The 13,896-nt window shown below is 65.2% G+C and carries 13 protein-coding genes; 8 read left to right on the top strand and 5 right to left on the bottom strand.

Annotated features, from left to right (window positions below):
* Positions 1 to 121: 121 nt before the first annotated feature.
* Genes dusB through ntrC form a run of 3 tightly spaced genes read left to right on the top strand, consistent with a single transcriptional unit; the run spans position 122 to position 3,747 of the window.
* Complete coding sequence (gene dusB, locus QSV46_RS29330; protein WP_314959745.1) at positions 122 to 1,123, top strand: tRNA dihydrouridine synthase DusB; 1,002 nt, start codon at positions 122 to 124, stop codon at positions 1,121 to 1,123.
* Entirely contained in the window at positions 1,120 to 2,295 is a 1,176-nt protein-coding gene (locus QSV46_RS29335; RefSeq protein WP_314959747.1) for a nitrogen regulation protein NR(II), read from the top strand. Before dusB ends, QSV46_RS29335 begins: the two co-directional genes overlap by 4 nt.
* Positions 2,296 to 2,304: 9 nt before the next feature.
* A complete protein-coding gene (gene ntrC / locus QSV46_RS29340) occupies positions 2,305 to 3,747 on the top strand; it encodes a nitrogen regulation protein NR(I) (protein WP_314959749.1) in 1,443 nt (480 codons plus the stop codon).
* Positions 3,748 to 3,927: 180 nt separating this feature from the next.
* Here ntrC and QSV46_RS29345 read toward each other — a convergent pair whose 3' ends face one another.
* Positions 3,928 to 4,071 carry a hypothetical protein gene (locus QSV46_RS29345; RefSeq protein WP_314959750.1) on the bottom strand — a complete coding sequence of 48 codons (144 nt, stop codon included), beginning with the start codon at positions 4,069 to 4,071 and terminating at the stop codon, positions 3,928 to 3,930.
* Between the two features lie 185 nt (positions 4,072 to 4,256).
* Between QSV46_RS29345 and QSV46_RS29350 the strand changes: the two genes are divergently transcribed.
* The 4 genes from QSV46_RS29350 (at position 4,257) to hflX (ending at position 9,941) form a co-directional block, all read left to right on the top strand.
* The gene (locus QSV46_RS29350; protein ID WP_314959753.1) at positions 4,257 to 6,647 is read left to right on the top strand and encodes a PAS domain-containing sensor histidine kinase; all 2,391 of its coding nucleotides are present in this window, start codon (positions 4,257 to 4,259) and stop codon (positions 6,645 to 6,647) included.
* Between the two features lie 17 nt (positions 6,648 to 6,664).
* Entirely contained in the window at positions 6,665 to 8,035 is a 1,371-nt protein-coding gene (locus QSV46_RS29355; protein ID WP_314959755.1) for a sigma-54 dependent transcriptional regulator, read from the top strand.
* A gap of 248 nt (positions 8,036 to 8,283) precedes the next feature.
* Entirely contained in the window at positions 8,284 to 8,532 is a 249-nt protein-coding gene (gene hfq / locus QSV46_RS29360) for an RNA chaperone Hfq (protein WP_007591126.1), read from the top strand.
* 11 nt (positions 8,533 to 8,543) lie between these two features.
* Positions 8,544 to 9,941 (top strand): GTPase HflX, encoded by a 1,398-nt coding sequence (hflX, locus tag QSV46_RS29365; protein WP_314959874.1) that lies wholly within the window; start codon positions 8,544 to 8,546, stop codon positions 9,939 to 9,941.
* Positions 9,942 to 10,059: 118 nt separating this feature from the next.
* On the opposite strand, the gene mazG is transcribed toward hflX, so the two are convergent.
* On the bottom strand, positions 10,060 to 10,914 hold the full coding sequence (gene mazG, locus QSV46_RS29370) for a nucleoside triphosphate pyrophosphohydrolase (RefSeq protein ID WP_314959875.1): 855 nt from the start codon (positions 10,912 to 10,914) through the stop codon (positions 10,060 to 10,062).
* A 126-nt stretch (positions 10,915 to 11,040) separates the two neighbouring features.
* On the opposite strand from mazG, the gene queC reads away from it, so the two are divergent.
* Complete coding sequence (queC, locus tag QSV46_RS29375; protein WP_314959879.1) at positions 11,041 to 11,754, top strand: 7-cyano-7-deazaguanine synthase QueC; 714 nt, start codon at positions 11,041 to 11,043, stop codon at positions 11,752 to 11,754.
* A 178-nt stretch (positions 11,755 to 11,932) separates the two neighbouring features.
* Here the strand turns inward: queC and QSV46_RS29380 are convergent, their stop codons facing one another.
* From QSV46_RS29380 to nthA, 3 genes are read right to left on the bottom strand one after another with little or no spacing between them, the layout of a single operon-like run.
* The gene (locus tag QSV46_RS29380; RefSeq protein ID WP_314959880.1) at positions 11,933 to 12,310 is read right to left on the bottom strand and encodes a nitrile hydratase accessory protein; all 378 of its coding nucleotides are present in this window, start codon (positions 12,308 to 12,310) and stop codon (positions 11,933 to 11,935) included.
* Entirely contained in the window at positions 12,307 to 12,969 is a 663-nt protein-coding gene (nthB, locus tag QSV46_RS29385; RefSeq protein WP_314959882.1) for a nitrile hydratase subunit beta, read from the bottom strand. The genes QSV46_RS29380 and nthB overlap by 4 nt, the downstream gene beginning before the upstream one ends.
* Positions 12,966 to 13,601 carry a nitrile hydratase subunit alpha gene (gene nthA / locus QSV46_RS29390; RefSeq protein WP_314959959.1) on the bottom strand — a complete coding sequence of 212 codons (636 nt, stop codon included), beginning with the start codon at positions 13,599 to 13,601 and terminating at the stop codon, positions 12,966 to 12,968. Before nthA ends, nthB begins: the two co-directional genes overlap by 4 nt.
* Positions 13,602 to 13,896 lie beyond the last annotated feature (295 nt).

Genomic DNA, 13,896 nt, shown 5'->3' on the forward strand with positions numbered 1-13,896 from the left:
TGTAGGCATGACGCTTGACTGCACAAGATTTGTGCGCAAGATAGGTCATGGCAGGCGCGATGAGGCTCTGTCCAGCAACGAGATCCCTGTGACCGGCACGGCAGTATTAGGCTCTAAGCCGTTGAAGATAGGCGACATTGAAGTCGCCGCCCCGGTCTTCCTGGCGCCGATGTCGGGAGTGACGGACTCACCCGTTCGCAAGCTGGCTGCCGAGCTTGGGGCTGGTCTGGTCGTCTCCGAAATGACTGCCAGCGATGAGCTCGCCAATGGCCATCAGATGTCGCGGTTGCGTTGCGAGGCGACCGGAATCGGACCGCACGTGGTCCAGCTCGCCGGGTGCGAGACGCACTGGATGGCCGAGGGCGCTCGGATCGCCGAAGCCGAAGGCGCCGATATCATCGACATCAACATGGGTTGTCCGGCCCGCCACGTCACCGGCGGCCAGTCCGGCTCGGCCTTGATGCGCGACCTCGACCATGCCATCAGCCTGATCGAGGCGACGATTGCCGCGGTGAAGGTCCCGGTGACGCTGAAGATGCGGCTCGGCTGGGACGACCGCACGAGAAATGCGCCGGAACTGGCGCGCCGCGCGGAAGCCGCCGGCATCCAGCTCATCACCGTGCATGGCCGCACCCGCTGCCAGTTCTACAAGGGCGAGGCCGATTGGGACGCGATCCGCGCGGTGCGCGAGGCGATCTCGGTTCCGCTCGTCGTCAATGGCGACATCACCACTTACGAAAAGGCGCGCGCGGCGCTCGAGGCCTCCGGTGCCGATGCCGTGATGATCGGCCGCGGCGCCAATGGCCAGCCCTGGCTGCCCGGCGAGATCGGCCGGCGCCTGAAGGGCGGAGCTGAGGAAGCCACGCCGTCGCTCGAAACCCAGCTTCACTACGTTCGCACGCTCTACGAGGGCGTCTGCGCGCTCTACGGCCTGCGTGTCGGGCTCAGGCACGCGCGCAAGCATCTCGGCTGGGCGCTCGACGTCGCTGCGGATACGAGCGGCGCGACGGTCGAGACGCTGAAGGGATGGCGCCAGAAGATCCTCACGTCGGAGGATCCGCGTCTCGTCCACCAGTCATTGCAAGATGCCTTCGACGACTTCGCATGGAGCGCTGCTGCATGAGCTCAGCCGCTGAACATCGTCGGCCGTTTCCGTCCGACAGCGACGCGATCCTGGACGCACTGCCCAATCCCGTTCTGATGATCGGGCCGGACGGCAAGATCATCGCCGCCAACATCGCCACCGAAGCCTTTTTCGACATATCGACGCAGTTTTTGAAGCGGCAGTCGCTGAAGGAGCTGGTCCCGTTCGGCAGCCCCTTGCTGGCGCTGATCGACCAGGTGCGCTCGTCGAACTCGCCGGTGAACGAATACAAGGTCGATCTGGGCACGCCGCGCATGGGCGGCGACCGCCAAGTCGATCTGCACGTCGCCCCGCTCACGGAGCGGCCCGGCCATATCGTCGTGATGCTCCAGGAGCGCTCCATCGCCGACAAGATGGACCGCCAGCTCACCCATCGCAGCGCCGCGCGCTCGGTGATCGCGCTGGCCGCGATGCTGGCGCATGAGATCAAGAACCCGCTCTCGGGAATCCGCGGCGCCGCCCAGCTTCTGGAGCAGCAGGCCTCGTCCGAGGACCGCATGCTGACGCGGCTGATCTGCGACGAGGCCGACCGCATCGTCACCCTGGTCGACCGCATGGAAGTGTTCGGCGACGAGCGCCCGGTGGTTCGCGGCCCCGTCAACATCCATTCCGTGCTCGATCACGTGAAGCGGCTGGCGCAGTCGGGCTTTGCCCGCAACATCCGCTTCGTCGAGGACTACGATCCCTCGTTGCCGCCGGTACTGGCGAACCAGGACCAGCTGATCCAGGTGTTCCTCAACCTCGTGAAGAATGCCGCCGAAGCGCTGATCGACGTTCCCGACGGCGAGATCCAGCTCACCACCGCGTTCCGCCCCGGCGTGCGCCTGTCAGTCCCCGGTCAAAAATCCCGGGTATCCCTGCCGCTCGAATTCTGCGTGAGGGACAACGGACCAGGCGTGCCGGACGATCTTCTGCCCAACCTGTTCGATCCCTTCGTGACCACCAAGCAGACCGGCTCGGGGCTGGGCCTCGCGCTGGTCGCAAAGATCGTCGGCGATCACGGGGGCATCATCGAATGCGAGTCTCAGCCGCGCAAGACCACCTTCCGCGTGCTGATGCCGATGTATTCCACATCGGTGAAACATGCCGATCACAGCAGTCGCGACGGCTCTGCCGGGAAGTCGTCGTCTGCATCTCAGGGGGCAAAATGAGGATTAACGATGCCCGCAGGTAGCATTCTCGTTGCTGATGACGACACCGCCATCCGCACAGTTCTCAATCAGGCACTTTCCCGGGCTGGCTATGAGGTCAGGCTCACCGGCAACGCCGCAACGCTTTGGCGATGGGTCAGCCAGGGGGAGGGCGATCTCGTCATCACCGACGTGGTGATGCCCGACGAGAACGCGTTCGACCTGCTGCCGCGGATCAAGAAGATGCGGCCGAATTTGCCCGTCATCGTCATGAGTGCGCAAAACACCTTCATGACGGCGATCCGCGCCTCCGAGCGCGGGGCATACGAATATCTGCCAAAGCCCTTCGACCTGAAGGAGCTGATCGCCATCGTCGGCCGCGCGCTGGCCGAGCCGAAGGAACGGGTCTCGGCGCCCGACGATGACGCCGAGATGGAGGCGATCCCGCTGGTCGGCCGCTCGCCGGCGATGCAGGAAATCTACCGGGTGCTGGCCCGCCTGATGCAGACCGACCTCACGGTGATGATCACCGGCGAGTCCGGTACCGGCAAGGAGCTGGTGGCGCGCGCGCTGCACGATTACGGCAAGCGCCGCAACGGTCCGTTCGTCGCGGTCAACATGGCGGCGATTCCGCGCGACCTCATCGAATCCGAGCTGTTCGGCCATGAGCGCGGCGCCTTCACCGGCGCCAACACCCGCGCCTCCGGCCGATTCGAGCAGGCCGAGGGCGGCACGCTGTTCCTCGACGAAATCGGCGACATGCCGATGGAGGCCCAGACTCGCCTGCTGCGCGTGCTTCAGCAGGGCGAATACACCACCGTCGGCGGCCGCACCCCGATCAAGACCGACGTGCGGATCGTCGCGGCTTCCAACAAGGATCTGCGGGTCCTGATCCAGCAGGGACTGTTCCGCGAAGATTTGTTCTTCCGCCTCAACGTGGTGCCGCTGCGGCTGCCCCCCTTGCGCGAGCGCATCGAGGACCTGCCGGATCTGGTGCGTCACTTCTTCACGCTGGCCGAGAAGGACGGCCTGCCGCCGAAGAAGCTCGATACGCTGGCGCTGGAGCGGATGAAGCAGCACCGCTGGCCCGGCAACGTGCGCGAGCTCGAAAACCTCGCCCGCCGCCTTGCCGCGCTCTATCCGCAGGACGTGATCACGGGTTCCGTCATCGACGGTGAGCTCGCGCCGCCCACGGTCAGCCCGGGTGCCGCGGTCCAGCAGGGCGTCGACAATCTCGGCGGCGCGGTGGAGGCGTATCTGTCCTCGCACTTCCAGGGCTTCCCGAACGGCGTGCCGCCGCCGGGCCTCTATCATCGCATCCTCAAGGAAATCGAGGTGCCGCTGCTCACGGCCGCGCTCGCCGCCACCCGCGGCAACCAGATCCGCGCCGCCGACCTGCTCGGCCTCAACCGCAACACGCTGCGGAAGAAGATCCGGGATCTGGATATCCAGGTGTATCGGAGCGGGGGCTAATCTTCCGGAACGAACGGTGGCTCAGCTCCCCCTACCAAAGCGGAGCTGAGCCTGTCCGGATCGCGCTGGCCGTTGTGGCTGACGCGGTGAGCTAAAGTCCGGATCGGGCAGAAACGTTCCGCCAGAACACACGAATTGGTCACATACGAATTGTCGACGGCCGCAGGCGCGGCGTCGCACTCATCTGATCAGCCGGCCTGAGACCGGAAGGGCGCTGGCGAGGTTCGTGGGCTGCTGCACCCCGACACCATTGACCAGGAGGTCGGCGGCCACGATCAGCAGCAGCACGGCCGACACCATCATCGCGAGAAAGAACCTGTGCATCCCGGTCAAGCCGCAGGGACGGCAATTCGTTCCCGCCAACCAGGCCTGCCAGACGAACGCCTGTGGATGCGCCGGTCCACCACGCCCGAAGCGCCGCGGAATTGTCGCAATTCGGCAACAATGTGGTACGAATACATCAGTATCCGCCCGCCGCGGCCCCCGTTTTCAGTACCACCATTGCCGGAATGACCAGCGCAGACACCTCGGCCGCACACTTCGACACGGCCCCAGCAGAAGAGTCCCGGCCCTGGTCGGTGCGGCGCTGGCTGGCACCCCTTGCCGTGGCGATGGCGCTGCTGTCGGCCCTTCTGACCTTCCTGGTCCTGACCGGCCTCACGAGGATCGAGCCGACGCCGGAGGTGGTCCGCTCGTTCTACCTGATCAACGCGGCCACGATCCTGCTGCTGGTCGGGATCATCATCCGCGAACTCTGGCAGCTGATTCTGGCGCGGCGGCGGGGCAGGGCGGCTGCGCGCCTCCATGTCCAGATCGTCAGCCTGTTCTCGATCGTGGCGGTGCTGCCGGCCGTGCTGGTCGCCGTGGTCGCCAACGTCACCATCGAGCGCGGCCTCGACCGCCTGTTCTCGGGGCCGACCAAGGAGGTCATCCAGAATTCGCTGACGATCGCGCGGGCCTACATGCAGGACCATGCGCAGCTGATCCGCGGCGACATCCTCGGCATGGCCAATGACATCGCCCACGCCCGGCCGCTCTACGACCAGGACCGCCGCTCGTTCCGCGAGTTGCTCGCCGGCAGCGCCGGCTCCCGCAATCTGCCGGGCGCGATGATCATCGACAAGAACACCAACATTCTGGAGTCCGCCGACACCGGCATGCGGCTGGCCTATTCGCCGCCGGCGCCGGACTTTCTCAGCAACGTCAACGAATCCGAGCCCGAGATCGCGGTGCTGCCGGATGCGAGCTTCGTCGCGGCGGTGATCCGCCTGCGCGCCTTCAGCGACACCTTCCTCTACGTCGCGCGGCCGCTCGATCCGAACGTCGTCCACCAGCTCAAGCAGACCGAGGTCAGCGTCGCCGAATATGCCCAGATCGAGTCGCGCCGGCTCGGCATCCAGGTCGCCTTCGCGCTGATGTTCGCGGTGATCGCGCTGACCATCTTGATGGCCTCGGTGCTGATCGGCCTCAACTTCGCCAACTCGCTGGTCTCGCCGATCCGGCGGCTGATGAATGCGGCCCACACCGTCTCGACCGGCGACCTCCACGTCCAGGTGCCCGTGCACCAATCCGAAGGCGATCTCGCCCAATTGGGCGAGACCTTCAACAAGATGACGCAGGAATTGCGCAGCCAGCGCGACGAGCTCGTCAACGCCAGCGACCTCATCGACAGCCGCCGCCGCTTCATCGAGGCCGTGCTGTCCTCGGCGAGCGCCGGCATCATCGGCGTCGACAATTCGGGCAGCGTCGGCATCCTCAACCGCTCCGCCGAGAAGCTGATCGGGCACTCCGAAGCGGAGACGCTCGGCCATCCGCTCACCGACGTCCTGCCCGAGCTCGACGAGATGATGAAGACGGCGCGGGAAGGGACCCAGCGCCTGGTGCAGGGCCAGATCACGATCACGCGCGACGGGCAGGAGCGTAACCTTTCGGTTCGCGTCAGCGCGGAGAAGAACCAGCCGCACGACAGCTACATCATCACGCTCGACGACATCACCGAGTTGGTCTCTGCGCAGCGCACCTCGGCCTGGGGCGATGTCGCCCGCCGCATCGCCCACGAGATCAAGAACCCGCTGACGCCGATCCAGCTCTCGGCCGAGCGCATCCGCCGCAAATTCGGCAAGGACATCACCGAGGCCAAGGACAAGCAGATCTTCGAGCAGTGTACCGACACCATCGTGCGCCAGGTCGACGATATCAGGCGCATGGTCGACGAGTTCTCGCGCTTTGCGCGGATGCCGAAGCCGGTGATGGAGGGCGAGGACGTCGCCGATACCGTGCGGCAGGCGGTGTTCCTGATGAAGGTCGCCCATCCCGAGATCGATATCGACGCGGAGTTCAGGGAAGATCCGCTGCGCGCCCAGTTCGATCGGCGGCTGATCTCGCAAGCCGTCACCAACATCGTCAAGAACGCCACCGAGGCGATCGAGCAGGTCCCGGCGGAGGAGCTGGGCAAGGGACGTATCGATGTCGTCGTGTCGCGCGAGGGCGAGGACGTGCTGATCGACGTCATCGACAACGGTATCGGCCTGCCCAAGGTCGCGCGCTCGCGCCTGCTGGAGCCCTATGTGACAACACGCGCCAAGGGCACCGGCCTTGGCCTGGCGATCGTCGGCCGCGTGCTGGAAGACCATGGCGGGCGCATCGAGCTGAAGGATGCCTCCGACTTCCGGGAGGGCCAGCGCGGCGCCTGGATGCGGATGCGATTTGCGATCTCCGGCGCGCCCGCGAAAAGCGAAGGGGCAGAACCGGCGGCCGCGGCAACGATCAAGCCGGACATCACGGAAACGGGCACAGCTCCCGTCAAGCACCTCGAAACAATAGAGCCGGCGGCCGAAACCAAAGAGCCGGCTGAAAAGACCAATGATTCAACGAAGATCGAAGCCTCAACAGGCAACTGAGAAGACAGGGGCGACCCATGGCTAATGAAATTCTGATTGTCGATGATGAGGCCGATATTCGGGATCTCGTTGCGGGCATCCTCGAAGACGAGGGTTTCGTGACCCGGACGGCCCGCGACAGCGATACGGCGCTTGCCGAGATCGCCAATCGCAGACCGCATCTGGTGTTCCTCGACATCTGGCTGCAGGGCTCCAAGCTCGACGGCTTGCAGCTCTTGGAGCAGGTCAAGAAGGACAACGCCGATCTGCCGGTCGTGATGATCTCCGGTCACGGCAACATCGAGACCGCGGTCGCCGCGATCAAGCGCGGCGCCTACGACTTCATCGAGAAGCCGTTCAAGGCCGACCGGCTGATCCTGGTCGCAACCAGAGCGCTGGAGAACTCGCGGCTCAAGCGCGAGGTCAAGGAGCTGAAGCAGCTGGCGCCGAGCGCAAGCTCGCTGGTCGGCCGTTCGCCGAGCATGAACCAGCTCCGCCAGACCATCGAGCGAGCGGCCAAGGCCAACAGCCGCATCCTGATCGTCGGCCCCGCCGGTGCAGGCAAGGAGCTGACCGCGCGCACGCTGCACACGGCCTCGGGCCGCGCCGACGGCCCCTTCGTCGTCATCAACGCCGCCGCGATCACGCCCGAGCGGATGGAGCACGAGCTGTTCGGCATCGAGCAGTCCAACGGCGAGCACGCGCGCAAGCCCGGCGCCCTTGAAGAGGCCCATGGCGGCACGCTGTTCATCGACGAGATCGCGGACATGCCGCGCGAGACCCAGAACAAGATTTTGCGCGTGCTGGTCGAGCAGTCGTTCCAGCGCGTCGGCGGCACCGCCAGGGTGCAGGTCGACGTCCGCATCATCTCCTCCACAGCGCGAAACCTCGAAGAGGAGATCGCGGCCGGTCATTTCCGCGAAGACCTCTATCATCGACTCTCGGTGGTGCCGATCCGCGTGCCCGCGCTGTCGGAGCGGCGCGAGGACATTCCGGAACTGATCGACTATTTCATGGAGCAGATCTCGGCCGGCAGCGGCCTGCCCAAGCGGCAGATCGGGCAGGACGCGATGGCGGTGCTGCAATCGCATGTCTGGCCGGGCAATGTGCGCCAGCTCCGCAACAACGTTGAGAGAGTCATGATTCTAGCTGCGGGTGGGCCCGAGGTGATCATTACCGCCGACATGTTGCCGCAGGACGTCGGCTCGATGGTGCCGGCGATGCCGACCAGCAACAATGGCGAGCACATCATGGGCCTGCCGCTGCGCGAGGCACGCGAAGTGTTCGAGCGCGACTATTTGATTGCTCAGATCAGCCGTTTCTCAGGAAATATTTCTCGCACGGCGGAGTTCGTTGGCATGGAACGCTCGGCGTTGCACCGCAAGTTGAAGGCGCTCGGCGTCGGTTGACGGCCGACGTCGCGGCCGGACCTCAGGAATAGGCGAGGAAAATCATCGATTTCCGTAGTTTTTCGGGGCAATACGGCATGGCTTGCCGCGCGAAGCGGCTTGCCTAATAGGTCCACCTGTCCTCTAATCGCACAGCTGTTCCTTCCGAGGGGGATCTCATGAGGAGCGGCAACCGGGAGAGGCTCCGATTTTCACAAAGAGGGCCGCAACCGGCGCAATAAAAAGAAACTCAAAGCGAGAAAAAAACAATGGCGGCAGACCGCGCACAAAACCTGCAGGACACCTTCCTCAACCACGTTCGCAAAACTAAGACGCCACTGACGATCTTTCTGGTCAACGGAGTGAAGCTCCAGGGCATCGTGACCTGGTTCGACAATTTCTGCTTGCTGCTTCGGCGCGACGGTCACTCGCAGCTTGTCTACAAGCATGCGATCTCGACCATCATGCCGGGCGCTCCGATCCAGCTGTTCGAAGGCGGCGAGGATCAGCCGGCTTGAGAGTGATCTGATTGGAACCCCGGAATTTCGACGGGGAGGCCGACCGTCCGCGGTCGGCAGGGGCGAAGCAGACGGGGCGGGTGCTTGTCATCGGTCCCTATTTGCGAGTGCGCGCGGGCAGTGCCGATGCGCAATCGGAAAACCATGTCTCGTCGAACCAGATCTTGCGAGACGCCGAGGCCCGACTCGATGAAGCCGCCGGCCTCGCGCGCGCGATCGATCTCGTCATTGCCGACGCCATCATCGCGCCGATCAGCCAGATCCGGCCCGCGACCTATATCGGCAAGGGCAAGGTCGAGGAGATCGCCGCGCTGGTCAAGAGCCTCGATGTCGAGCTCGTGGTGATGGATTGCGCGCTGGCGCCGATCCAGCAGCGCAACCTCGAGAAAGAGCTGCACGCCAAGGTGCTCGACCGCACTGGCCTGATCCTGGAAATCTTCGGCCGCCGCGCCAAGACCAAGGAAGGCTCGCTTCAGGTCGAGCTCGCGCATCTCAATTACCAGCGCTCGCGCCTGGTGCGCTCGTGGACCCATCTCGAACGCCAGCGCGGCGGTTTCGGATTCATGGGCGGCCCCGGCGAGACGCAGATCGAAGCCGACCGCCGCCTGATCCAGGAGCGCATCTCCAAGCTCGAGAGCGAGCTGAAGAAGGTGCAGGCGACACGGCGCCTGCATCGCGCCGGCCGCCAGCGCGTGCCGTATCGCGTCGTTGCGCTGGTCGGCTACACCAATGCCGGCAAGTCGACCCTGTTCAACCGCCTGACCCGCGCCGACGTGCAGGCCGTCGACATGCTGTTCGCCACGCTCGACCCGACCCTGCGCGCGCTCACGCTGCCGCATGGCGGCAAGGCGATGCTGTCCGATACCGTCGGCTTCATCTCGAATTTGCCGACGCAGCTCGTCGCGGCCTTCCGCGCCACGCTGGAGGAGGTGCTGGAGGCCGACGTCATCCTGCATGTCCGCGACATCTCGCATGAGGACGCCGAAGCGCAGCAGAGCGACGTCGACACGGTGCTGCGGCAGCTCGGCATCAACCCGGATGATTCCGGCCGCATCATCGAGGTCTGGAACAAGATCGATCGTTACGACACCGATCAGCGCGAGGAACTTCTGAACATCGCCGCCCGCAGGCCGGAGGATCATCCGGCGATGCTGGTGTCCGCCGTGTCAGGCGAGGGGATCGACGCACTGCTCGCCGCGATCGAGGAGCGCTTGGCTGCCAAACGCATCACGCTCGATCTCTCGATCGACGCCGCCGACGGCGCCGGCATCAGCTGGCTGCACCGCAATGCCGAGGTGCTGGCCAAGGAACTGCACGATGGCCGTTTTGACATGACCGTGCGGGTCGACGAAACCAAGCGGGATATCGTGGTGTCGAGGTTCGACGCCGTGCCGCGTCTATCCGCGTAAGCCGCCCCGTCCCGGCAACTCAGACCCGTAGCCCGGATGGAGCGCAGCGCAATCCGGGGCCGCTGGTTTGTGAAGAACCCGGATTTTGCTGCGCTCCATCCGGGCTACGGTACCCGGGTTAACGGCGCCCTTCCTTGCCTCCTGCTAACGCGGGCTTCTTCTCACCCTTCGCCTCGTTCCACAACGCATCCATCTCCGCGAGCGACGCCTGCTCCAGTGTGCGTCCCTGCGCCTCGAGCGCCCGTTCGATGAACGCAAAGCGCCGCTCGAACTTGGCGTTGGTCGCCCTCAGCGCTGCTTCCGGATCGGCATCGACATGGCGAGCGAGGTTGACGAGCGCGAACATCAGGTCGCCGGTTTCCTCCGCAACCTCCTGCTTGTCGTTGCGATCGAGCGCGGCCTCGATCTCGTCGGCTTCCTCGCGGATCTTTTGCAGCACCGCGCGCGGGTCGTTCCAGTCGAAGCCGACGGTGGAAGCCTTGCGCTGCAGCTCCATGGCGCGCGTCAGTGCCGGCTGGCCGGCCTTCACGCCCGACAGCAGCGATTTGTGCGACGGCACTTCCTCAGGCGGCCGGCGCGCGGCGCGCTCGGCCTTCTCCTCTGCCTTGATGCGGTCCCAGACTTCCTTGACGTGGGGGGAGGCGAGATTGCCGTCCTTGTCGGCGAAGACATGGGGATGGCGCCGGATCATCTTGCGGGTGATCGCCTCGACGACGTCGCCGAATGCAAACGCATTCTGCTCCGAAGCCATCTGGGCGTGGAACACCACTTGCAACAGCAGGTCGCCGAGCTCCTCGCAGAGGTCGTCGAGGTCGCCGCGATTGATGGCGTCCACCACCTCATAGGCTTCTTCGATCGTGTAGGGCGCGATTGTCGCAAAATCCTGCTCGAGGTCCCAGGGACAGCCGGTCACTGGCGTGCGCAGCGCCGCCATGATCTCGATCAGGCGGGAAATGTCGCGGGAAGGGGTCATTGCGGGGCAGTCTCCTGGCTCCAAAACCTTATGCCAAAAGCGGGCCGTCGTTCCCAGCGCAGCGGAGCGGAACAGGGCGATTTCCACCGATTGGCGGGCCTGCTCCACAGTGCTAAAGCGCGGACCATGAGCGACGCATTTTCATCCGTAACCGCCCTGGTGCTGTTTTCCGGCGGCCAGGATTCCACCACCTGCCTCGCCTGGGCGCTGAGCCGCTTCGCGCGCGTGGAGACGCTGGGGTTCGACTACGGCCAGCGCCATGCCATCGAGCTTTCCTGCCGCGACCGGCTGTTCGACGGCCTCAAGGGCCTGCGCGCGGACTGGGCCGCAAAACTCGGCGAGAGCCACACGCTGTCGATCCCGACGCTCGCGGCCGTGTCCGAGACGGCGCTGACACGCGACGTCGCGATCGCGATGGGGGCCGACGGTTTGCCCAACACGTTCGTGCCGGGCCGCAATCTGGTGTTTTTGACCTTCGCCGCGGCGCTGGCCTACCGGCGCGGCATTACCCACGTCGTCGGCGGCATGTGCGAGACCGACTATTCCGGCTATCCCGATTGCCGCGACGACACCATCCGCGCCATGCAGGCCGCGCTCTCGCTCGGCATGGCGAGACGGTTCGAGCTGCACACACCGCTGATGTGGATCGACAAGGCGGCGACGTGGAAGCTGGCGCACGACCTCGGCGGCGACGGGCTGGTCGATCTCATTCGCGAGCACTCGCACACCTGCTATCTCGGCGAACGCGGCGCGCAGCATGATTGGGGCTATGGCTGCGGCGAGTGTCCGGCCTGCAGCCTGCGGGCGAAGGGGTGGCGGGAGTACGTGGCGGGGAGGTGACGCGTCTTGCTCGCTCTCTCGTTCCCCCGACGCGGCGCAGCGCTCCTTCAGCGGTGGGCTGCAGAGCTGGGCCCATCTATCGATACGGACCGTGTTGCCGTCTGGGTCCCGCCTCTGCGCAGCAACGCCCACGCGTTGCAGCTTGTCCGGGACACGAACTCCTCGCTGCGGCGCGAGCTTACCGAAAATCCTCCGGCATCAGCTCGATGGGCTTGCCGTGCGGCGTACGATCCGCAGCGTGGTCCCAGGCGTCGCGGTAGCGATGCAGCGTCTCGGTCGAGGCAACGCCCTTGCGCGCGACGAGGCCTTCCAGCGTCGCGAGCCAGTGCAGATAGTAGGTCTCGCCGGTATCAGGATCGCCGGCGGCCTGGGCGCGCTTGATCTCGGACGCCAGGGCTGCGGCCCATTCGGGCCAGGTGAACACGCCGCGCTCATGCAGGCTCAAGGCCATCGCGAACGCATGCGCTTCCCAGGGCGCGCGGAACACCGGGCCGTCGTCATCGCGAGGGATGCTCGGAATGGCCGCCGTCGCGGCGGCAGCAGCCGGACTGCTCATAACGCCGGGTCCAGATAGGGCTCGAATGCGTCGATCGACACCTTCGAGGTCGGATCACCGTCGGCGCCCCAGAGATCGCGGCCCTCAAACACCACCGTGTAGAGCCATTGCGGATTTTCGCCGAGCTCCATCGCCGCCGAATCCGGAAACACGTGACAGCCGTGATTCAGTTCGACGACGCCGATATGACCGCGCACATAGCGCGGCAGGCGGGTGTGGGTCGTGGGATGAATGTTCTTCGCGCGGACACGGTCGCCGATGTTGAATCTCGCCGGCGCCGGAGCAGGGCGGGCGAACTTGCCGCGCACCATGATGCGCTCGACCTGGCCGAGATCGAACTTGCCGTGCTTGAGCGCCTTTGCGGGCTGCATCGCGTGACCGGCGGCGACCTCCTCACGGGTGAGATATCCCTTCTCGATCAGCATCTCCTCGAGCCCGAGAAACCATTTCTTGTAATAGGAGCTCGACAGATACACGTGCGGCGGCAGCGTCTCGCGATAGAAGCGCGAAGTGTCGATGTTGAAGGCGCCGGCCGCGCCCATCGCGCGCACCATCGCCAGCACGCGGGATTCCCAATCCGCGTGAAACATTGGCTCGTTCGGCTCGGGCTCGACCTTGCCGAACCCGTCCATGCCGCCCATGTCGTGCACGCCGTTCACGACGGCGCTCCGGGCGTCCTGGGAAAGCCGGTACCGATCATGGAATCGCGCGTGACCAGTTCGGCGAGTTGCTCCTCGCCCCAGCCTTCGGTGCCCTCGGGCCGCATCGGCAGCACCAGGAAGCGCGTCTCGGCGGTGGAATCCCAGACCCGGATTTCCATGTCCTTCGGCAGGCTGACACCGAAATCGGCGAGCACGCCGCGCGGATCTTTCACCGCGCGCGAGCGGTAGGGCGCGGCCTTGTACCAGACCGGCGGCAGTCCCAGCATTTCCCAGGGGTAGCAGGAGCACAGCGTGCACACGACCATGTTGTGGCGCTGCGGCGTGTTCTCGACCACGACGAGATGGTCGCCGACGCGGCTGACATGGCCGAGCGTGCCGATGGCCTTCGAGCCGTCTTCCAGCAACGCCTGCTTGAACGCCGGGTCGGTCCAGGCCTTGGCGATGACGCGCGCGCCGTTGTGCGGGCCGATCCTGGTCTCGTAGGCCTGGATGATGGCATCGAGCGCAGCCGGCTCGACATAGCCTTTTTCGGTCAAAATCGTCTCGAGCGCGCGCACGCGCAGCTCGGTCTCCGATAATTCGGAATGATCGTGATCGTGGTGATGTTCGTGGTCGTGATCGTGGCTCATGATGCAAAGATAGGCGCAAGGGTCCCCGCCTGTCGAGCGGCGGTGCAGCGCAATCTGGTCGCGTTCCCGGGCTGACGCCGATTGCATCAGAGGAATTTTCTTCGCCGAGAACGGATTTGCAAAAGTTCGTCTAGATCGCTGCAAATCTCTAGCATTGCAAGCTGAACCTGAAAGGGCGATGGTGCGTGCTGCGGTGCAGCGCGTTCCACTCGGACGCCCGGCCGCTGTTTCATTCCCCGTCGCGCGATGCGACCTGGTCCCTCCCAGGCCCCTAGTGGAATGCGGGCCAGCGAAT

The organism is Bradyrhizobium cosmicum (assembly GCF_032290525.1).
GTDB classification, from domain to species: domain Bacteria; phylum Pseudomonadota; class Alphaproteobacteria; order Rhizobiales; family Xanthobacteraceae; genus Bradyrhizobium; species Bradyrhizobium cosmicum_A.